This window comes from Dyadobacter arcticus (assembly GCF_011762185.1).
Taxonomy (GTDB): Bacteria; Bacteroidota; Bacteroidia; order Cytophagales; family Spirosomataceae; genus Dyadobacter; species Dyadobacter arcticus.
Genome location: NZ_JAASQJ010000001.1, coordinates 1,042,182 through 1,063,145 on the forward strand (window position 1 = coordinate 1,042,182; position 20,964 = coordinate 1,063,145).

Here is a 20,964-nt window from a genome sequence, read left to right on the forward strand (position 1 = left end):
ATTCGAAATTGAAAATAGATATCAAAATTTATGTATAAATTTTTTATAGCCGCATTGATATTGGGTGTTACGCTCAGTTCCTGCAAAGAGGAAAAGCTTGGAGAAATAGAGGACATTCCCGGTCTGGGAGGCGATGCCTGGGTTTCTGGTCCTGTCGATAAATGGATTATGGACAGCCTTACAACGCCCTATAACATTTCAGCCAAATACAAATGGGACCAGTTTGAGTTTGCCAATATTACCAAATCGCTTGTCCCACCAGACGAGGCACAGGTCATCCCTTTGTTGAGCACAATTAAAAAAGCTTGGACATTGCCGTATGTTCAGGAAGCTGGTTCTGTATTTTATAACCGGTTTTCACCCAAATTTTTTATTCTCTCTGGTAGCAATGAATACAATGCCGAAGGCTCAATAACGCTCGGTACTGCCGAAGGAGGACGTAAAGTTGTTTTGTACGGGGTGAATTTGTTTAAGATAAAGGGAATGGCTGGGTATGATGCCGAAAAGGATTCTGCTTTCGTGAAAGACTGGTTTTTGCACACGATCCATCACGAATTTGGTCATATCCTGCACCAAACTGTTTTGTATCCGGTAGAATTCCGGAATGTGACCAAAGCGCTCTATCAGGGGGGTAACTGGATCAACTGGTCGGATGAAGATGCACGTCGGGATGGTTTCGTAACTGCTTATAGCTCATTGAACTTTGACGAGGATTTTGTTGAAATGATCGCTATGATGCTTACGGAGGGAAAGGCGGGATTTGATAAAATATTGAATTCCATTCCAGAGGGCACAAGTCCAAGGGGTGTTACAAAAGCGCAGGCGCAAGCTTCGCTAAGACAAAAGGAGGCGGTGGTGGTTGCCTATTATAAAAATACCTGGAAAATAGACTTTTATAGCCTTCAGAATCGTGTTAGAGGGTCTATGAATAAACTTTTTTAAATCTTAGATGAAAAAATCCCTTTTATATCTACTGTTTCTGTCCGTTGCTTTTTTCTCTTGCGAAAATAGTGACGATACCCTTTTTGAGGAAACTGCGGACACCCGTCTCAATGCAGCCTTAGCTTCCTACGAAAAACAATTGGTAGAAGCTCCATATGGCTGGAATGCGGTGATTTATCCGGAGGGCGGAGGCAGTTTCGGTTTTTATTTCAAGTTCAATAATCAGAACAGGGTAGTGATGTATTCGGATTTTTCAGATGCGTCCGCTGCCACAGCCAAGGAGAGCAGTTATCGGCTTAAAGCCCTTCAAACGCCTTCGCTCATCTTTGATACTTATTCATACCTGCATATTTTGTCAGATCCCGACGAGGAAGTAAATGGTGGGGTTCGTGGGGAGGGCTTAAAGTCGGATTTTGAGTTTAGTATCTTCCCGGATTCGGTTAAAGCAGAATCAATCTCCCTGGTAGGCAGGAAAAATCAAAGCCGGCTTGTACTAACCAAAGCTACCGAGGCCCAGGCGACAGCATTTACAGGCGGGGCGTTGGCAAAAGCATTGCTTTTCAATAACATCTCCAAATATCAGCCTTATTTCAAGCGGATAACACTGGGTGCAACGACCTATGAAATAACGGTTAATTCATTGGAGAGGATTATTAAATTGACCTGGCTTGCAGGTACAACGCCCAAAACATTTACTACCAAATACTATTTCAACTCAACTGGTCTTGTGCTTGATTCGCCGCTTGTCAACGGCTCTCAAACCATCACGGGTTTTAATAACTTTACCTGGAATGCTAATACAATCCAACTGGGACTATCAGGCGGCGGTGTAAGTGGTGTGGTGGTGAGTGCGATAAAACCCATTGCGGTGGATTTGGGAGCTTCGAAAAGATGGTGGCAGAAGCCCATCGATTCGGGCGGGGAATGGAGAACAAGCGACGCATTCCACGTTAATGGGGTGGACGACGCTTTTGGTGTGAAGGATCTCAAATTTGAAGATGAGGAATACGCTTTTTATGTTTATCAGCCCGGGGTTAATGCAAAATATGATCTTTTTGCACCCGTTTTTTATTCACAGGCAGAAGATGCATTAAGTCTTCAATATGGTCATGCTCCGGCTGTACCAAATTTTGTTTCCGATGGAAGGGTAATATTCTCAAGATGGGGAACACTTGGGCCTGTACCAACTACCGGCCCGGCGGCTAATTCCGCGAATCTGTTATATGATACAAGCGGATTTTACTTGATCCAGACCTCAGACGATACCTATGATATGGTAAGTGCAAAAGATGCGAAAGCCTGGATTAGCTGGCAATAGCATTGATCTGAATTTTTGCGGAAATTCTGGCCCAAAAACAAAAAACACTTCCTGTTCGGGAAGTGTTTTTTGTTGTAATAAACTGTTGTTAATTAATTATAACCTTCATTTTGAACCAATTCCGGATTGACATCTATCTCGCGTTGCGGGATCGGAAGAATAAGTTTTGGAGAATTGTAAGGAATCGTTCCCACAGCTAGCTTGTTCCTTTTAATGTCATGAAGCATATGGCCTTCAAATGCAAGTTCCAGGTGGCGCTCTCTGAGGATCGATGCCAATGTTACCGTTGCGGTGGCTTTCAAACCAGCCCTCGTGCGGATTGCATTGATATCTTCCACCGGCATTGCACCCACAGCAGTTCCCAGTCTGAAATTGGTTTCCGCACGCGTCAAGTACATTTCGCCCAGCCTGAATTGCAAAACGTTGCCAAACGTGTCAAGATGCTTTTGCGTAAGCGTATAAGAAGGGCTTATGAAGAATGCGCCGCGCTGGTCGCCCACTTCATACAATGCACGATGCTTTGCCAATACGCGTATATCCCCGCGCCCTGATGTACCCGGAATGTCATCGATCGCCGCTCCAAAAAAGGTCGTCATGTCGTTTACGCCATCTTGCTGGGTTACTACCATTGAGAAAATGTATTCGTCAGGGTTAGCACCTCCGTTCGTGAGGAATGTGAAGAACAATGATGAGAATGTAGCATTCAACTCAAACGCGCCAGACTCAATGATTTCATTCGCCTCGGTGCGTGCGGCAGCAAAGTTGGACTGCATCAGGTAAACGCGTGACAGTTGCGCAGAAGCGGCGTATTTGGTTGCATAAATGGTATTTTCTTCCGGCAATAAAGATTTAGCTTTTGTCAGATCCTCTATGACCAATGCGTAAACTTCTGCGACAGAATTTCTTGGAACATTATCAGCATCTGTCACACCGCGTGTCGGGGTCAATACCAACGGCACACCCGGATTGACGGCATTGTCGCCGTCTCCCCAGGTTTTAGCATAGAGCCTCACCAGGTCAAAATAAAGCGAGGCACGGATAAAACGCGCTTCACCTTCCACTCTCGCCTTTTTGTCTTCATCAAGAATGTCGAGCGCCGTTAATACGTTGTTGCAGCGGTTGATGGTCACATAAGAGTCGCGCCAGGTTGTCAATGCGGTTGCATTGGCCGTAGTAATTTCCTTATTGAACATTTCCAGCAGGTTTTGAAAAGTACCTCCAAAGCCCAGCTCGTCGCTGTTCCCAAGCAACTCGGATGAATATTGAAAACCACCGCCGTACACATCACCATCCTGCAATCCGTCATAACAGCCAATTAAAGTCACTTCAACATCTCTTGAAGTACTTAATGCCGCGTTTTCATCAATACTTTGGGTCGGCGCAACGTCCAGCTTGCTGTCGCAGCTGCTCGTCAGGAACAATGATGCGGACAACGCCAGGGAATATATAAATATGTTCTTTTTCATAGTTCTGTAAAATGAATGAGGCTAATGTTAGAAACCGATATTGATACCAGCAAGGATGGTGCGGGGCTGAGGGGCTGTGTAAAAGTCATTGCCTAAGGCGAATTTCAAATCCCTGTCACTTGCGTCGTCCGTATTTACCTCGGGATCCCAGCCTTTGTAATTGGTAAATGTGGCCAGGTTCAATGCTGAGACGTAAACCCGGATTCGGTCCATTTTAATGCGTTTGAGCAATGCTGATGGCAGATTGTATCCCAATGTTACCGAACGAAGGCGGAGATAGGAGCCGTCGAAGATATAGCGTGAAGAAGCCTGGTTGCCGTTTGCACGGTACAGACGCGCCTCGGGAACATCGGTATCAGGGTTTTCCGCAGTCCAGGCTTTCAGCTGATCGGCCGTTTGGTTGTCTTCATAAATGCCATTTGCCGAAGAATACTGACCTACGCCATAGAAATTGATTTTATTTCCCGAAACACCATTAAAGAATACATTCAGGTCTAAACCTTTGAATGCGAATGTATTGGTGATACCGCCTACCAATTTAGGGTTTGGATTTCCTACCACCACTCTCTGGGCGCTGTTGAAACCGCTATTTGTAACTGTTGAGCGGTCCACAGATCCGTCAGCGGTTTTTGTGTTTTTATAAAATAATGCATCCCCATTCGACTTATCTACACCTGCATATTCAACCGCATAAAACACGCCCACGGCCTCACCTTCCATCACGCGGCTCATGCTTCGGATGCCCCCTTCAATAATCTGCCCCTGAATGTCAATCACCTTGTTCTTGTTGGTTGCAAGATTAAGGGACGTATTCCATTTGAATGCACCAACCGCGTTTTGCGTATTAAGTACAAATTCAAAACCTTTGTTTTCAAGCTTTCCGACGTTGTCTACCTGGATCGAAAACCCGGATGTAGACGGAACATTCACTTCAAGCAGCAAACCATCTGTTTTCTTCTCGTAATAATCGACCTCACCATTAATGCGGTTATTAAACAGACCGAAATCCACGCCAATGTCAACTTGTTTGGTGGTTTCCCATCTCAGGTCCGGATTACCAATCTGCGATGGACGTTGTCCTGCGGCACCGGCATAACCGGCGTCACCGGAAAAAAGACCTAATTGAGGAAAATCCCCGATTTCAGAATTACCCGTTGCACCGTAACTGCCCCTGATTTTCAAAAAACTAAGGGTATTGTTGTTTTTCAAGAAGTTTTCCTCAGTCAAGACCCAGCCTGCTGAAACCGATGGGAAGAACCCGTATCGTGAATTAGCGCCAAAACGGGATGAACCGTCTATCCTGGCGCTCGCAGATAATAAATATTTGTCAGAGAATTTATAATTTAAACGCAGGAAATAGGATAGAAAACGATAGTTGGTTTCGCTGGAACTGCCATCCGATTTTGTCGCTGCGCTGGCGATCTTCTTATACGAGTCTGACGGGAATTGGGTCCCTTCAATAAAGCTCAGCTTATTTTGGGATTGCTGATAAGACATACCCAACGTAGCGCCGATTCCATGTGAGCCAAACACTTTATCATAAGAGAAAAAGTTGTTGGTATTGTAATTGGTTACAAAAGTGCCATAATTACTTCCCAATCCACTGCTGGCCGTCCCAATGTTGCGGACGTTCTGGCTTTGGTAATAACCCTCTTCGTTTTGATTGAGCAGATCAATGCCCAATTCACTGCGAAATTTCAATTCCGGCGTAAAGCTGATCTGGGCATAGGCGTTGGTCAGGTTACGGAAGGAAGTAGCAACGAAGCTTGCGTAATTAATCGAAATGAGCGGGTTAAAATAAACCGGCACGTAAATGTCGCCCGGAGGTGTTCCGGTTGGCAGGCCCGTTGATGGATCAGTGAACGGCGTCAAAGGCGTCAAAGCCGACATTTGCAGTGGATTAGAGAATGCGTTGTCACCTGGAAGGCGATAGTTTCTGGTACGGGCCAATCCCATCGAAAGGCCGATCTGTAACCATTTATAAGCCTGATGATCCAGATTCATCCTCATCGAAACGCGATCCAGTTTGTTACCTATCAATGTTCCTTTTTGGTTGAGATATTGACCAGAAAGGAAAAATTTGGTTTTATCATTTCCACCATTCAACTGAAAATCAAGCTGTTGCATGGGTGCTTTCTGGAAAGCTTGGTCCTGCCATAAATATTCTTTCTGATCGGGCGTATTGAAAGTTCCTAAGCTCTGATAGTCCAAAAACCCGCCCGGGCCAATAATACTTTGCGTATACGAATCGGGGTCAGCCGGATCTATGCCTGCAATCCGGTCGCGGTTACCTGCCGCCATCGTATAAAATTTCACATATTCGTCAGCATTCAGGAACCGGACGCGTCTGGTTGCTTCTGAGGATCCAAGCTGATAGTTGATACTCACATTGGTTTTTCCCGACTTGCCGCGTTTGGTTGTAATTAGCACCACACCATTGGCCGCCCTGGACCCATAAATAGCACCTGCCGACGCATCTTTCAGAATTTCAATAGATTCAATATCATTGGAATTGATATCAGCAAGCGGGTTAGTTTGGCCTCCGCCACTATTGCTCAAATCTGAAGTGGTAATGGGCATTCCGTCCACAACATATAGTGGCTGGCTGCTGGCACTTATGGATGAATTTCCGCGAATACGCACATTAATCGCCTGACCGAGTTTACCCGAGCCACTGTTCACATAAACACCCGCTGCCCGTCCCTGCAAGGCGGCATCCACACTCGCTACGGGCATATTTTGAATTTCGGAGCCTTTTACCTGGGCGATGTTACCGGTCAGGTCGCGCTTTATCTGAGATCCAAAACCAGTGATTACCACTTCTGATAAACTGCGTGAATCACTCGAAAGCTTTACATTGATTACACTTTGACCTCCAACAGCGATTTCCTGTGCAACCATTCCCACAAAACTGAAAACAAGTATTGAACTCGAGGATGGAACATTGATCGCGAAATTTCCGTCTGCGTCGGTTTGTGTTCCCGCTGTTGATTCCTTTACCTGGATTGAAGCTCCCGGCAATGGAGAATCGTCATCTGTTGTCACTTTTCCGGTGATCCGCATGTCTTGCCCACTCGCGGGCAGCCATGTAACCACACAAATTAAAAACGCCAATAGCAAAAATTTGTTCATAACGGCTAGTTTGGTTAATACGAAGTTATATAGAACAAATATATGTGTGCTGGTAGATTTACCAAATTTTATAATGAGTTATTTCATTTTCTCCATAATAGAATTTTGACACTATTTTAGATAGAACGTAATTTTTCGATTGTTTTAAGCAAAAAACGAGGAATTAACCATGTAGAAGATGAATAGCATAATTTTGACGAATTGGATTTTTCTACCAATACTTCCCTTTTGACATACCGAACTTGAAGCCGCGCCAGATTATCCGGATGTGGTTAAATAGCGTAGGTATAATGCCGAAATGTTTGCTAAGAACTTTGAAGCGATCGGTGAGCGAGCGTCTGTGATTTTGCACCGAGAAACCTCCAACCAAATATCTACAAAGAATGAAGGGCAGATATTTAGCCTGCCTGGCAGATTGGAGACATGTAATTTCCCAATCGATATCGGCACTGAGATTGTGTATGTCGTAAAGTGGAACAATTGCTTTTTTCGCAACAAATGCCTGATGACAAACCTTCATTCCCAAAGAGAAATCCTGCCATTTCAGGTTTTTTGGAAGGGTATGCGGAGTAATGATGCTCCTTAATCCTATTTCAGTCCCATTTTCCCGGACCATCATTGCATCGCTGTAGTAAATGTCGGCTTCTTCTTCGAGCTTTTTTAGAAGGTTTGACAGTACATTCGAATCATATATCTCGTCTCCCGCATTCAAAAACCACAAATATTTCCCCGTAGAAGCTGCAATGCCCTTATTCATAGCATCATACAAGCCCTGATCTTTTTCTGAGATAACTTGGGAGATGATATGGGAATACTGGTCTGCTGTCTTCCAAGTAGCATCCACAGAAGCACCATCGATGATCAGGTATTCAACAACGGAAGGATCTTGCAAGTTACGAAGGGCATTTTCTATGCTTGACAAAGTGCGTGGTAAGAACCGCTCTGCATTGAAAGTGACGGTGATAATTGTAAGGAACGGCGGGTTATTCATTTAGCATCGACTGATATAATATTCGATATTTCTCAGCGATAATGTGTTCGGAATAAGTATTAAGCACTTTTTCCCGCGCATTGGAAGAGAGGTCGCCGTTACTGTTGTTTTGTATTATCCAGCTTATCCCTTCTGCCAGTGAAGCAGCAGACCTGTTTTCCGAAACATATCCATTAACCTGATGATCAATCATTTCGGGAATCCCGCCAGTCGCAAAACCAACTGCCGGGATTGCACAGGCCATCGCTTCCATAATGGTATTAGGCAGGTTATCTTCCAGGGACGGGACAACGATCAAATCTACTGCATTATACGCATTGATCAGGTCTTCCGTCCGGGTAATTTTGCCCAAATAGTGAACTGGAACAGGAAATTCATCAAAAGCTATCGCTCTCGCCTTCCCTAAAATTAATACTTCCAAATCGTCAAAATCCTTGCGTAAGAGCGCCATAGCTTCGCGGAAGAAATTAAAACCCTTACGAGGATCTTGCGTATTGGCGCCGACAAAAAGAATGAATCTTTTATTAGCAGGTAATTGAAGCTTTGCTCTGATTTCTGCCGTGTTCAGAGGTTTAAATATTGCCGTATCAATGCAATTGGGAATATTCAGAGAATGAAGATGCTTTGTAAGTGCAGCAGTTTTGACTGTTTTGTCGAGCCAGAGGCTTGGGGATATGAGAGCGAGCCTGGTTTGATCGTACAAGTCTTTTTTAAATTCAAACTGAGAAAATGAAATGTCGTATTGGTCTGGTTTTGCCAAGAAAGGACAGTAGCAGCAATGGTTAAGATAGTGATTACAGCCTCTACTGTAATGACAGCCGCCAGTAAACGTCCACATATCATGCAGCGTCCACACAACTGGTTTCCCAAGGGAAAATAGTTTGCTCAGGCTGTTAATGGACAAAAACCCAAAATTGATCCAATGTAAGTGAATGATATTGGCCCGCTCGACCAGCGGATGCTGGCTAACATCTGCACCCACTTCCGCAGGTGAGAAGGCGAACCGGATTGACTTATCTTTTTCCTGTGGCAGGAAATACAGTCTTTCAGCCACAAAACGGCCCCAGGCTACTCGGGAATCCCACTTGTTTTCGGCTAGTGAGGTGACGTTATCTTCCTCCAAAAGTGACGAAGGGACCAGCATTTCAGATTCTATTCCCGCTTTCACCAAGGCGCGATGCAGCCGTGTTGCTGCCACGCCGGCCCCTCCTTCCAAATGAAATGTACTTAGATGAAGTACCATGTAGAATTGGAATTGATGTCTTTAATTTGGAATTGATTCTGAGTTATCCGGCTAAAATTAATAGTTCTGTGGTTAAATAATTTTTATTCGTTAAAACTATCTTTATCCGAAATTAAGTAATCCAGGGACGATGTCTAACGAAAAGCGGAGCCACGAAGCGCATTCTGAATGGTATGAGGTACAATATGCAACCAAGGAGGCAAAAGATAGGGCCATTGAGTTATGGGAATATGATCATGAGCATAAGACCATTAATAACTGGATCCACCATCGCATGCTCAAATTGACGGACCCATTCGTTAAAGAACCTAAATCCTGGCTTACCGTGGGCGACGGCTATGGATTCGATGCCAATCATTTTTTCAGAAAAGGGCTTGATGTAACAGCTACTGATATCTCCGGGACTTTTCTTCCTCTGTCCAAGTCAAGAGGTTTTTTGGAGAAGTATTCGGTTGAAAATGTTGAACGACTAAGTTTTGGCGATAATAGCTTTGACTATATTTTTTGTAAAGAAGCCTATCATCATTTTCCAAGGCCCTATCTGGGAGTTTATGAAATGTTGCGGGTAGCCAGGGAAGCGGTTATCCTGGTTGAACCGCACGATCCGATTTCAAGAATGCCATTTTTGCTTGCTTTAAGGAATGTATTCGATCGCTGGGACACTTCTTTGTTGCAGAAGTATTGGAAAAATAGATATTCTTTTGAAGAGGTCGGCAACTATGTTTTCAAGCTTTCCGAGAGGGAAATGGACAAGCTGGCCAACGGCATGGGTCTCCCGGCAGTTGCTTTTAAAGGGATTAACAATAATTATTATCATCCGGCTTACAGCCAGGAGAAAGCGGACAGTTCTTCCGCAGCATTTAGAAAGATCAGCCGAAAACTTTCATTTCATAATCTTCTGACGAGGTTGTCGCTCATGCCTGCGCAGGTCTTGTGTGCAGTTATCTTCAAAAAACTTCCTTCCCAAACGGTTATCGATGCGATGAAGCGAGATGGGTTTCAGGTACATATCTTTCCGCTCAATCCATACGCCAAGTAGTAAATATTATTCTATCAAAAGCCAATGGAATTTCTTTCCGGTGTCGGGGGATTGAGTAAGTAGTTCAGAGCCTGATGAATGTCATCAAATTTGAGGTGCATCTCATCTTCCAGTTTGCCAATTCGGATTTTCAACTCTTCGGAATCCAGATAATGCTGCCGTATCATAACAAAAGCGCGCATAATGGAGATGTTTACCGCCAGGGCTTTCTTACTTTTCAGTACGCTTGACAGCATTGCAACGCCTTGTTCGGTAAAGGCGAAGGGCAGATACCTTGCGCCTCCCCGACTTGAGGTCACAATTTGTGACCTCAAGTTCTCAGCTTCTTTTTGAGTCAGCTCAAACATAAAGTCATCCGGAAAGCGATCCAAATTTCTTCTCACGGCCTGTTTAAGCACTTTCGTTTCAACTTCATACATTTCAGCCAGGTCGAAATCCAGCATTATTTTATAACCTCGTAATGTGAATACCTTATTTTGAATAATTGCCAATTCCATAAAAAAGGGGGATTTATTTTGTGACATATTTATATGAATACGTACAGGTTAACCATAAGTCACAGCCCCTCAGAAAATTTTTTGGTAGGGTTAAATATGCATAGTTTTATGCTCCACATAATTTGAAAAGCGTCATGCCACGGGAGTCGGAAATAAAAATTGCAGTGATTGGACTTGGATATGTAGGGCTTCCCTTGGCTGTCGCATTGAGCCAAAAATATTCGGTTCTGGGCTTTGATATTAATTCAAGAAGGATTGAGGAGTTGAGGAAAAATGATGATGGCACGCAGGAAGTTTCCCGCGATGTGCTTCAAAATCTTACTAATCTCGATTTTTCCGACAGTGAAAAGGATTTGATCTCATGCAATGTGTTCATTGTGACGGTTCCAACACCCGTGGATATTTATAAAAAACCTAACCTGGCCCCTCTCCTCACAGCCAGCAGAATGATCGGAAAAATATTGAAAAAGAATGATGTAGTGATTTATGAATCAACCGTTTATCCGGGATGTACGGAGGAGGATTGCGTTCCTGTATTGGTCAAAGAAAGTGGTTTAAAGTATAATGTGGACTTTTACTGCGGGTATTCTCCCGAGCGCATTAATCCCGGAGATAAGGTCAATACGCTTACGAAAATCAGGAAAGTAACCTCCGGATCTACTCCGGCAGCGGCGAAGTTTATAGATAACTTATATAGCTCTGTGATTGAAGCGGGCACGCATCCGACATCAAGCATCAAAGTAGCGGAAGCCTCCAAAGCGATTGAAAATGCGCAGCGGGATGTTAATATTTCGTTTGTCAATGAGCTTGCGCTGATCTTCGACCGAATGGATATTGATACCACGGAAGTGCTCGAAGCAGCTGGTACCAAATGGAATTTTTTGAAATACAAACCTGGCTTAGTTGGGGGGCATTGCATTGGAGTTGATCCCTACTACCTCTTACACAAAGCTGAGGCATTAGGCTATTATCCGCAAGTAATCCTGTCGGGAAGACGGGTCAATGATACCATGGGAATTTTTGTAGCTAATAAACTCGTCAAGTTAATGATCCGTAAAGGGCTTAAAATTGAAGGGAGCCGGGTGTTGGTTTTAGGAATTACCTTTAAAGAAAACTGCCCAGACATTAGAAATACCAGGGTGACAGAAGTCTACCGTGAACTTAAAGATTTCGGAATGCAGGTGGAAGTTTACGATCCCTGGGCATCTCGCGATCAGGTGGCAAAAGAGTACAAACTTTCAATGCTTGAACAGCCAACAGGAAAGTACGATGCCATATTGCTTACCGTCGCACACGATTTATTTCAAAATCTTGATCTTCAAAGTTTTATGAAAGATAAGTCGGTCGTTTTTGACTTAAAGTCAATTTTGCCGAGGGAATTGGTGGATTCCAGATTATGAAAGTCTATTCTCGCCAACCAAAAATATTTAACTGAAGATCCATTACATCGTTTGCCCTATAACGATGATTAATGAAAGGCCTGAGCCGATGCTGGTTGGTATCGATAAAATAGCGAAAGCCGCTCTCTTCAAAAATGCTGACGACATTTGCTAATTCCTGCGGATGGTCAACATAAGAATGAAATTCGACAAACAAGTTTTGAACATGTCCAAGCGCATATTGGCAATCGCTCAGTACCGCATTTTCTGCGCCTTCAATGTCGATTTTCAGAAAGTCAATATGCGTTTCCTTTAACAGATAATCTTTCAGCCTCACAGAAGGAACTTTTCTCTTTTCGGAAACAGAATAAATGGAAGACGAATCGGCTGACTCACTACCGAATAAGATACCATTGTTGTCTGTCCATACTGCTTTGTCCACGATATCCACTCCCGTTATCGCATTTTCATGGAGATTTCTTTTGAGTAGTAATGCAATGTTTTGTTCTGCCTCAAAGGCGACAACACGAGCGTTCGGATAAAGTTTTTTGAAATAAAGGACACTCATACCCACATTCGCACCGCAATCCAGGATAACAGGCGTGGAGTTACCTGCTTCAAAAAAATAAAATTCATCCGCAAAAATCTCTTTATGCTGCCATAAAAACGACATGGTATCAGGAACCTGTAAGCGGAAAGCGCCGAATTTTACGTGTTTTAACTGATGCCGCCGACTATTTCCATATTTAAATAGCAAACCCATAAACTCTCTGTTAGCAGGCGTGCTGAGGGAATGAAAAGGTTCTTTGAGCAAATAGCGAAGCCAATACATAGATTTAATTTCAGTCAGATCCGGTACTTGACCCAGTTCTTGATTTTTATTGCAAAAGGCAAATTATAGTATTTGCGAAAAGATGCGATCATTTCTGCATCAGGTTTCAACTCAGGATCCATTAAAACTTCTCCCTGGGACATTTCTTTGCCGTATTGCGCAGAAGTAAATGTGAAGTTGGTGCCACTTCCATCCGTTCCGATATTTTTTATTTTTGACCGCACGGGATACAAGCCGTAGGCCTGATGATTGAACTGAGAAAATGTCCATCGGATCGCCCATGAATCGATGACGCCCCGCTGCTGTTTCACCAGCATTGGCCACAAATCATTACCACCGTTTTTTAATTCCCTCTGAGCGGCAGCTTTCTTTTTTATATCATCAAAATTTTTGACATTCCAATCCGCCTTTTCCCATTTGTCCGCCCAGGTCCCCCAGCCCCATGAACTCGCACGGGGCGCAAGATATAAATCTGCTTGATAATCCGGAGGAATAGTTAGTGGTGGTGTGTACCCGGATACGGAAAAGATATCCTGGCGAAATTCGTAAGCATTTAAGGTATCATTCATGAAATTGAGAAAATCCGGCGTACTGAGCATATCATCTTCCAGAACGATCACTTTTTTGTAGCGATTCACAATTTCACTTACCCCATCAATAACCGAAGCAGCGAGGCCTTTGTTTTTCGCAGATGTAATTAAAGTGATATTTTTGAATCCTTTAATCTCCTTGACATAATCCCGCACTTCCCTGACCAGCATCTGATCTGCATCCGTTTTCGGTCCGTCGGAATAAATGAATAATTCACTTTTGGAGGCGAGCAGACTGGATTGCAGCGATTCGACCGTCTGTTTTAAATGCCATGGACGGTTAAAGCAGAACAATACAATAGGTGCAAGGTTACCATTTAAAGCCATTCTAATTTTTGAATGCGTCGATGATCAGCGATGTGTACACGAGCTTTCCATCGCGATTCCGTTCATCATGATCGGCGGAGCGGCGTATCATTCCGTCTTCCGGTTTCCAGGGGAATTTTTGAAACTTGCCATGCTCATCGTAATATTCCAAGGGACTTACTTTAAACCCGATTTCCTGCAAAAATCCGGACATCAACTCGTAATTATATAGTATCTTATGGTCATCGGCGCCATTACCGGTCCCGCCGGGTTTTACATAATCAATGTACTCTTTGAAAGGATTGTAGCCATCCGGAACAGCAACCCTCAATAGTCCGCCTGATTTTAAATAGGTATAGCAGTTTCTGAATGCCAATTTTCCTTCTTCCGGCGTGAGATGTTCCCAAACATGCTCCGCTAAAATTTTATCAATGGAATTTTCATCAAAATATTTATTCCAGTCGCTTTTTTTCAATAGGTTAAGCGTTTCAATGTCCGAATGGATCCAGCCTTTGTATACAGAATACATGGAACCCACAACCATGTTTACAGGTTTGGTCCGGTCATAGTTAGTCAATTGAAAAAGGCTGTAAGGCTGTTTCAAAAGGCCGGCGACTATTTTTTGCTTTAAAGACATTAGTTATCTGAAATATTTTGGGCAATCATCCCAATACGATGTCGGTTTGTAAGCCAAAGATAGCCATTGCTCACTTCTTCCTCAGAATCCCCATCCTAAATAATTGCCAGCCTGACCTGAAACCTGCGGAGATGTCCTCAGAGATTTTCCAAAGCAAAATTCCCCCGCCAAACACGATAATCACGATCAGTGATCTTATAAGAATATTAGCAAGGGTTTCGAGTAAAATTTCGCTTTTGGAATCAGGGATAAATGAAATAATGAAATAGCAAAGGCCAGCAAGCAATAACACTTTCAAAGTGTCGACGGTAAAGGGCTGGATCCCTAACTTACTTTTTATAAAAAACAGTTTTACAACATTATAAGTAACGGTTGCGAACAACGCTGCACCTGCCGCGCCGTTGTAACCATATAGTGGGATGAGATACTGGCTACTTAATAAGATCAAAACGGTGAAAAAAAGCATGAATACAATGTCATATCGGTAAAACCGGGAGTTCGTAAGGATCTCGGAATTCAGCCCCGTCACCATATCGGCGATCCTGGAAATCCCTACCATTAACACCACCCATTTTCCTTGTGAATAAATATCGGATTTTGGGATGATGCCAAAGATCGCATCTATGTTTGACCAGATTCCCAGAAAGAGAAAAGTGCCGATAATTAGGAGGTTCAAAGAGGATTTTTTGTAGATCGTGTCAATATGGGCAATGTCGTTTTTTGCATAAGCTTCGGAAATAATGGGCGCGCTGATCATTACAATGCTATTTCTAGGGATGGATATTACCAACGCAATGCGGGATGCAATGTCGAAAATTGCGGTATTTGCTAAACCACCTTTGAAGGCGGGTAATAGTACCTTTTCAATGTGCGGCAATAAAGCAGCGCTGGCACCGCCAAGTAATACCCAAAGCCCATAACGGTACATTTCCTTGAATGCAGGATGTTTTATAAAACCAAAATCCAGGGACGTGTACAACCTTTTTTGAAAATATAAATAAATCAGCATTGCAATGATGGCCACAGCGTAACTGACAACTGTGAGGTTCACCATGGTATCAAAGGAAATCACCTTCAGCCCGAAAAGAATGACTAGCAAACTGTTCAGCAGGCGAAGTCCCACTTCGCGAATGAGCGAGGGAACGGCAATGCGCAGGTTAATCCTTGAATAGGATTCCAGAGCAAGCAAGTATACCATTCCGACGGTCAGTGGTATAAAAACGTAGTAGTACCTGACTAGCAGGGGCGAATGGTCGAGATAAAATTTAAGGTATAAGGGTTTGAATAATAAATAGAGGGCGACAAAAGCCGTGAGGCCGACCAGCGGGGTAATGATAATAAATGTAAAAAGCTGTCTCCTTGATTCATGGTCCTGGAACCGGCTGTGAAAACGTACTGCAACGGACGGAACGCCAAGCAGTGCAAATGACATGTAAATGACGGGAAATGTTAAGAGCGTAGAAGCATATAATCCCAACTGCTCCTGGGTCAGGAATTGGTTGTAGAGGATCAGAATGTTAAAAATTCCTATGATTACCCCAATGTACGAAACAATCGAACTTTTAAATCCCTGACGAACAATGATCCCCATTAAGGCTATTCTTGATTAACAGGACGAAATAAGAGAAAAAGGTTTAGATACCCTAGATTTGTTTAAACAACTAAAAACCCCTCTTCTTGAAAATATTCATGGTTGTCGGTGCACGGCCCAATTTCATCAAAGTAGCCCCGCTGCATCGCGCACTTTCAAAGTGCAGCAACGTTGTCCCGCGTATTATCCACACCGGTCAACATTTTGATTTTGCAATGTCAGGTATTTTCTTCGAGCAGCTTGAATTGCCGACTCCAGACTATTTTTTAGGTGTCGGAGCAGGCACACACACGCAGCAGACCGCAGCCATTATGGTGGAATTTGAAAAAGTGATTCAAACGGAAAAGCCGGATCTGGTTATGGTGGTGGGTGACGTGAATTCAACATTGGCCTGTGCATTGGTTTGTGCCAAAGAGAACATTCCAGTGGCACATATAGAAGCCGGCCTGAGAAGCGGGGACCGAACGATGCCCGAAGAAATAAACCGCATTATTACCGATTCAATTTCTGATCAACTTTTTGTGACTGAAAAGGCAGGGGTCGAAAACCTGCTGAAAGAAAATATTGCTTCCGAAAGAATTCATTTCGTGGGCAATTTAATGATCGACACGCTTGCTCGCCATCTGCCGCAGATCGACCAAATGAATTTGATAGGGAAATTAGGACTGTGTTCAGGAGATTATATATTGATGACCATGCACAGGCCAGTCAATGTAGATGATCTGGCTGGCTTGACACGCATTCTTCAAATCATAAAAGCACTTTCCGCAGAGCAAACAATTGTCTTTCCAATGCATCCGAGGACCCGTAAAAACATTCTAATGCTTGGTTTGCTAAGGGATTTCGAGGAAGTTAAGGGACTAAAGATGCTGGAACCCCAGGGATATTTTGAATTTCTCAACCTGATAAAAAATTCCAGGATTGTACTGACGGATTCTGGCGGTATACAGGAGGAAACTTCCTATCTCAGAGTTCCATGCATTACACTGCGTGAAACCACCGAGCGGCCTGTGACGGTGGAGGAAGGTACTAATTATCTCTTACCGGATTTTGATACGCATTCCATATTAAATAAGGTAAATGAGATCAATGCTGTGAAATTAAAAAAAGGTCAGATCCCTGCATTTTGGGATGGAAATACGGCTGAGCGCATTGTAGCAATCTTGAGAGAAAAGTACTTTAATTCGTACGTTTGTGATAAATAATACTCAAGGGTATCTCAGATAATGCTCAAAAAAATAAAGAATGGCGTTTGGAATCTGTTGAATACGGCTGGTTTGGGAGGGAGCGTTCAGCTTTATCTGGACGGTGCCCTTAAACAATATGGATGGTTTCAAAGCTTTCATTCAAAACAGTCAGTTGATATTGATGGTAACCCGCTTCCCTGGTACACTTACCCCTTTATTTTATTTCTCAAACCGCGTTTGAAACCCATATTCATTGTTTTTGAGTATGGTTCAGGCAATTCTACCCGGTGGTATGCAGCGCAGATCAAGCATATTACAGCAGTGGAACATGACGGCGAATGGATTAAACAAATCAGCCCAAAGCTGCCTCCCAATGCGACTGTTTTGGAAAGACCTTTGGGAGAAACGTACGTACAGTCCGTTCGGGACACTGGTCAATTATATAACATTATTGTAGTGGATGGACGTAATAGGGTCAAATGTGCAAACTTCGCCGTTGACTTTTTAGCTGAGAACGGCGTACTAATCCTGGATAACTCCGAACGCGAATGGTACCAAAAGGCCAAAGATTACTTAAAAGAACGGGGATTTCGAAGATTGGATTTCATTGGAATGGCGCCGATCGTAGGAATCGAAACATGTACCAGCGTTTTCTACCGTGACGGAAATTGCCTGGATATCTGATTAGAAAACCAGTTCATAAGTAATCTTCTCACATTCAATACCACCTATATTTTTCTTGAAGCGGGCAAGCGATGGTTTGTTGTTTCCATGACGGTCAAGAGATGTTCCCAGATCCAGGATAGAAAAGTCATTTTGCTGACAAAATTCGTAAACATTTTTCAGCAAAAGTACCATGGGACTGTAACTGCGGTATTGAGGGTCAAATGCTGAAAGAAAATAGTACAAAATATCAGAGGTAACCTTCACCATAATCGCCAAAGCAATCAATTGGCCCTTATTATTTACGCTAAAAACAAGGAAATCCTCCGGGAAACGTGTTAGCAGTGTTCCCAGTTGACATTTTGAAAGAGATAATTCGTAACCATTTCGTTCAGCACATTTAAGCAAAAATGGATAGATCATGTCAATGGAATGCTCTTTACACAAATACGCTTGAAAATCAGCATCCTCGGATTTTCTCAACCTGCGGCGTTCCGAAGGATAAATGGAATGTTCGAATTTCAAGGCATTTACTAAAATATGATGGTTAATGAGGGTACGAGTACTGATAAATTCGGTACTTAGGTAACATTGACGCAGAAGAGGATGAAGGGTAGGGTTGTAGCAGGCGGCGGAAGTGGAGACGGTTAGTTTTTTGCCACCCAAATTGGCCATCCATTCTTTAATACAATTCAGAAAAAATTCAAGCTCATTTGCTTTGCAACCTTTTTCTGCGGTAATTCCTCCGAATGGAGCCTTCGGAGGCGATGACCATTGACCGGGAGCGTGTTGTGTGCAATGAAATTCTGCTATAACTGCCTTTGGGTTTTTCCGAAAAAGAATAAAAGAATAGATGATTCCTGTAGATTGCGTTCGAAGGTGGTCCGGCCTGAAATAAATTGTGGAAGTAGGGTCTGAAGGGCAATGCGGCACGTCTTTCAAGTTAAAAACCCTTACCTCAGTATCTGCCTGATTCCACTCAAATACGGAAGTGTGTATAAAAATGCTTTTGATGGTGGCTATCAATTTTATAAATCCTGTACAAATGTCGGTTAATTGGTATGTTTGGTTAAATAAATGCTATACTAATTTGATATTTTTTATGTTTAATACAATGCCGATTGCTATTTTTGTTAATTGACCAGTTCAGTTCAAAACGCTACACTATTTGTTCTGGTTGGTGATCAGATTTCAGAAAATTGGCAATAGAAACATTTGTGGATTGCTTAATTTAATTTATTCAAGAATTTTTACATTTAATTGGCCCCAACCCATCCATGAAACACATACTCATTGCCGAAGACCACGCCGTTGTTAGAATTGGCACTAAACACCTCCTCAAATCACTGATTCCTGAGTCGACAATCTCGGATGTAGATGACTTCGATAAAATATTGCAAGAGCTTGAAGTCAAGGCTTATGATCTTTTGATTCTGGATATCAACATTCCGGGCGGAAATACCACTAAGATGGTTGAAACAATCAGGCATAAATCGCCGGGTATCCGAATTCTGATGTTTTCTAGCTACGATGAACAGCTTTATGGCTTAATGTACCTGCAGGCTGGTGCTGACGGATATTTGTCAAAAGATGCTCCTGAGGAAGAGTTTAAAACTGCGGTTATGAGTGTTTTGAACAACAAAAAGTACATGAGCGATGATATGCAGCAGATGAATATCAATAGGCTGATCAATCCAAAGGAGTTTCTTCCAGATCCAATCGTAAGTCTTTCGCCTCGTGAAACGGACGTAATGAACCTACTGAAAGAGGGACTCGGAACAGCAAAAATTGCCGAAAAACTGAACCTGCAACTTTCAACGGTTAGTACTTATAAAGCTCGGATCTTTGAGAAATTGGGCGTTAAGAATATCGTTGAACTGATAACGAAAATTAAATAGCAAATTTTTAAATAACAAAAAGGCTCCTGTACCATGTGTAGGAGCCTTTTTGTTGATTAAGCATTATCACAAAAATCTAACGGCAAGAGATTTTGCCTGTTGTTAACAATTGGTTAAGCACCTATGCGAAAGTTAGGTATTGAAGAAATCAACCGGCTGACGGTAGAAGAATTTAAAGGATCGGAAAAGTTTCCTTTTGTTATTGTATTGGATAACATCCGCAGCCTAAACAATGTAGGCTCATTTTTCAGGACAGCGGATGCATTTAGGGCAAAGAAAATAATTTTATGCGGATACACGCCTTGCCCGCCACATCGGGAAATTACGAGAAGTGCACTAGGCGCCGAACTGTCTGTCGACTGGCAAAGTGACGTTGATACCATCGAAGTAGTAAGGGAATTAAAAGCGGAAGGTTTTAAGGTCTGGTGCGTAGAACAGGCGGAAGGAAGTATCTATTTGCAGAATTTTAATCCGGAACCTGGTATGCCGCACGCATTTGTTTTTGGGAATGAAGTGGAAGGCGTTCAGGACGAAGTGATTGAATTATCAGATGGCTGTCTGGAAATTCCGCAGTTTGGAACGAAACATTCATTTAACGTTTCGGTATCCGCTGGAATAGTTCTCTGGGATTTTGTGAAAAAAGGTTTAACATAAATATAACACGAAAAATTTGGTTTTTGTAATTTATTAATCGGTAATTGCAGGTTATTGCTGAGGTGGCAAATTAAGCATTTAAAGTGTTCAAGGAGTTGCCGATCAGTTTATTTATGTACTCTCAAGAACAGATTATGAAATCCACAACGAAAAAATTATCAACAGAAATTGCAGAAACCCTCGCCGTCAAAATAGATGCAATTTCAACGGGATCAAAAAAAATAAAGAAATCAATTGAGAAGGCTGCTTCGAAACTGGCAAAAAAGGTTGCCAAATTTGAGAAGGAGACACTCAAAAAGAAGGAAAAGGACGAAAAGAACGCACTGAAAAAATTAAATCCTAAATCGAAGGACAAAAAGGAGGGTAAAAAAGAAAAGGCTGCAAAAACGGAGAAAATCGCTGCATTGGTAGCCGCCGCTTCTTCAAAGGCACCGGTTGCACCACCTGCTAAGCCTACTGTTGGTAAAGCTGCAAGTACCGCAAAGTCTTCAATTGCAAAACCAGAGGCAAAAACAGTCACTAAAACTACACAACCAGCATCTACGGGCGAGGTAGTAACTTCTGAGGAGGCTTAGGAATTTAAGAAATGGGATAAATTA

General features: G+C 42.8%; 19 protein-coding genes. 9 read left to right on the forward strand and 10 right to left on the reverse strand.

Going from position 1 to position 20,964, the window contains the following annotated elements; all coding sequences use genetic code 11:
- The first annotated feature begins 30 nt into the window (after positions 1-30).
- Positions 31-942 carry a zinc-binding metallopeptidase gene (locus FHS68_RS04470; protein WP_167267590.1) on the forward strand — a complete coding sequence of 304 codons (912 nt, stop codon included), beginning with the start codon at positions 31-33 and terminating at the stop codon, positions 940-942.
- 7 nt (positions 943-949) lie between these two features.
- Positions 950-2,260 (forward strand): DUF4302 domain-containing protein, encoded by a 1,311-nt coding sequence (locus FHS68_RS04475; protein WP_167267591.1) that lies wholly within the window; start codon positions 950-952, stop codon positions 2,258-2,260.
- Positions 2,261-2,352: 92 nt separating this feature from the next.
- Here FHS68_RS04475 and FHS68_RS04480 read toward each other — a convergent pair whose 3' ends face one another.
- The 4 genes from FHS68_RS04480 to FHS68_RS04495 all read right to left on the reverse strand — a co-directional run bounded on the left by FHS68_RS04480 (position 2,353) and on the right by FHS68_RS04495 (position 9,092).
- Complete coding sequence (locus tag FHS68_RS04480; protein ID WP_167267593.1) at positions 2,353-3,726, reverse strand: RagB/SusD family nutrient uptake outer membrane protein; 1,374 nt, start codon at positions 3,724-3,726, stop codon at positions 2,353-2,355.
- 27 nt (positions 3,727-3,753) lie between these two features.
- Entirely contained in the window at positions 3,754-6,858 is a 3,105-nt protein-coding gene (locus tag FHS68_RS04485) for a SusC/RagA family TonB-linked outer membrane protein (protein WP_167267595.1), read from the reverse strand.
- Positions 6,859-7,069: 211 nt separating this feature from the next.
- Positions 7,070-7,849 carry a glycosyltransferase family 2 protein gene (locus tag FHS68_RS04490; RefSeq protein ID WP_167267597.1) on the reverse strand — a complete coding sequence of 260 codons (780 nt, stop codon included), beginning with the start codon at positions 7,847-7,849 and terminating at the stop codon, positions 7,070-7,072.
- Positions 7,842-9,092 carry a glycosyltransferase family 4 protein gene (locus FHS68_RS04495; RefSeq protein WP_167267598.1) on the reverse strand — a complete coding sequence of 417 codons (1,251 nt, stop codon included), beginning with the start codon at positions 9,090-9,092 and terminating at the stop codon, positions 7,842-7,844. The genes FHS68_RS04490 and FHS68_RS04495 overlap by 8 nt, the downstream gene beginning before the upstream one ends.
- Positions 9,093-9,222: 130 nt before the next feature.
- Here FHS68_RS04495 and FHS68_RS04500 point away from each other — a divergent pair, with 130 nt between their 5' ends.
- Positions 9,223-10,131 carry a class I SAM-dependent methyltransferase gene (locus tag FHS68_RS04500; RefSeq protein WP_167267600.1) on the forward strand — a complete coding sequence of 303 codons (909 nt, stop codon included), beginning with the start codon at positions 9,223-9,225 and terminating at the stop codon, positions 10,129-10,131.
- A gap of 14 nt (positions 10,132-10,145) precedes the next feature.
- Here the strand turns inward: FHS68_RS04500 and FHS68_RS04505 are convergent, their stop codons facing one another.
- Positions 10,146-10,628, reverse strand: a complete 483-nt coding sequence (locus tag FHS68_RS04505; RefSeq protein WP_167267601.1) for an ORF6N domain-containing protein — start codon at positions 10,626-10,628, stop codon at positions 10,146-10,148.
- Between the two features lie 134 nt (positions 10,629-10,762).
- Between FHS68_RS04505 and FHS68_RS04510 the strand changes: the two genes are divergently transcribed.
- Positions 10,763-12,028: a nucleotide sugar dehydrogenase gene (locus tag FHS68_RS04510; RefSeq protein ID WP_167267603.1), complete on the forward strand. Its 1,266-nt coding sequence runs from the start codon at positions 10,763-10,765 to the stop codon at positions 12,026-12,028.
- 4 nt (positions 12,029-12,032) lie between these two features.
- Here the strand turns inward: FHS68_RS04510 and FHS68_RS04515 are convergent, their stop codons facing one another.
- From FHS68_RS04515 to FHS68_RS04530, 4 genes are all read right to left on the reverse strand, one after another.
- On the reverse strand, positions 12,033-12,839 hold the full coding sequence (locus FHS68_RS04515; protein WP_167267605.1) for an FkbM family methyltransferase: 807 nt from the start codon (positions 12,837-12,839) through the stop codon (positions 12,033-12,035).
- Positions 12,840-12,853: 14 nt separating this feature from the next.
- The gene (locus FHS68_RS04520; RefSeq protein ID WP_167267606.1) at positions 12,854-13,756 is read right to left on the reverse strand and encodes a glycosyltransferase; all 903 of its coding nucleotides are present in this window, start codon (positions 13,754-13,756) and stop codon (positions 12,854-12,856) included.
- A 1-nt stretch (position 13,757) separates the two neighbouring features.
- The gene (locus FHS68_RS04525) at positions 13,758-14,372 is read right to left on the reverse strand and encodes a class I SAM-dependent methyltransferase (RefSeq protein ID WP_167267608.1); all 615 of its coding nucleotides are present in this window, start codon (positions 14,370-14,372) and stop codon (positions 13,758-13,760) included.
- A 70-nt stretch (positions 14,373-14,442) separates the two neighbouring features.
- Positions 14,443-15,963: a lipopolysaccharide biosynthesis protein gene (locus FHS68_RS04530; protein WP_167267610.1), complete on the reverse strand. Its 1,521-nt coding sequence runs from the start codon at positions 15,961-15,963 to the stop codon at positions 14,443-14,445.
- An 86-nt stretch (positions 15,964-16,049) separates the two neighbouring features.
- Between FHS68_RS04530 and wecB the strand changes: the two genes are divergently transcribed.
- Positions 16,050-17,168 (forward strand): non-hydrolyzing UDP-N-acetylglucosamine 2-epimerase, encoded by a 1,119-nt coding sequence (gene wecB / locus FHS68_RS04535; RefSeq protein ID WP_167267612.1) that lies wholly within the window; start codon positions 16,050-16,052, stop codon positions 17,166-17,168.
- Positions 17,169-17,189: 21 nt separating this feature from the next.
- Positions 17,190-17,834, forward strand: a complete 645-nt coding sequence (locus FHS68_RS04540; protein WP_167267614.1) for an FkbM family methyltransferase — start codon at positions 17,190-17,192, stop codon at positions 17,832-17,834.
- Here the strand turns inward: FHS68_RS04540 and FHS68_RS04545 are convergent, their stop codons facing one another.
- A complete protein-coding gene (locus FHS68_RS04545) occupies positions 17,835-18,839 on the reverse strand; it encodes a GNAT family N-acetyltransferase (protein ID WP_167267616.1) in 1,005 nt (334 codons plus the stop codon).
- A gap of 251 nt (positions 18,840-19,090) precedes the next feature.
- Here FHS68_RS04545 and FHS68_RS04550 point away from each other — a divergent pair, with 251 nt between their 5' ends.
- The 3 genes from FHS68_RS04550 to FHS68_RS04560 all read left to right on the forward strand — a co-directional run bounded on the left by FHS68_RS04550 (position 19,091) and on the right by FHS68_RS04560 (position 20,940).
- Positions 19,091-19,711, forward strand: a complete 621-nt coding sequence (locus tag FHS68_RS04550; protein ID WP_167267618.1) for a response regulator — start codon at positions 19,091-19,093, stop codon at positions 19,709-19,711.
- A gap of 123 nt (positions 19,712-19,834) precedes the next feature.
- Positions 19,835-20,365 carry an RNA methyltransferase gene (locus tag FHS68_RS04555; protein WP_167267620.1) on the forward strand — a complete coding sequence of 177 codons (531 nt, stop codon included), beginning with the start codon at positions 19,835-19,837 and terminating at the stop codon, positions 20,363-20,365.
- 83 nt (positions 20,366-20,448) lie between these two features.
- Complete coding sequence (locus FHS68_RS04560) at positions 20,449-20,940, forward strand: histone H1/H5 family protein, HCT subfamily (protein ID WP_310588501.1); 492 nt, start codon at positions 20,449-20,451, stop codon at positions 20,938-20,940.
- The last annotated feature ends 24 nt before the right edge of the window (positions 20,941-20,964 follow it).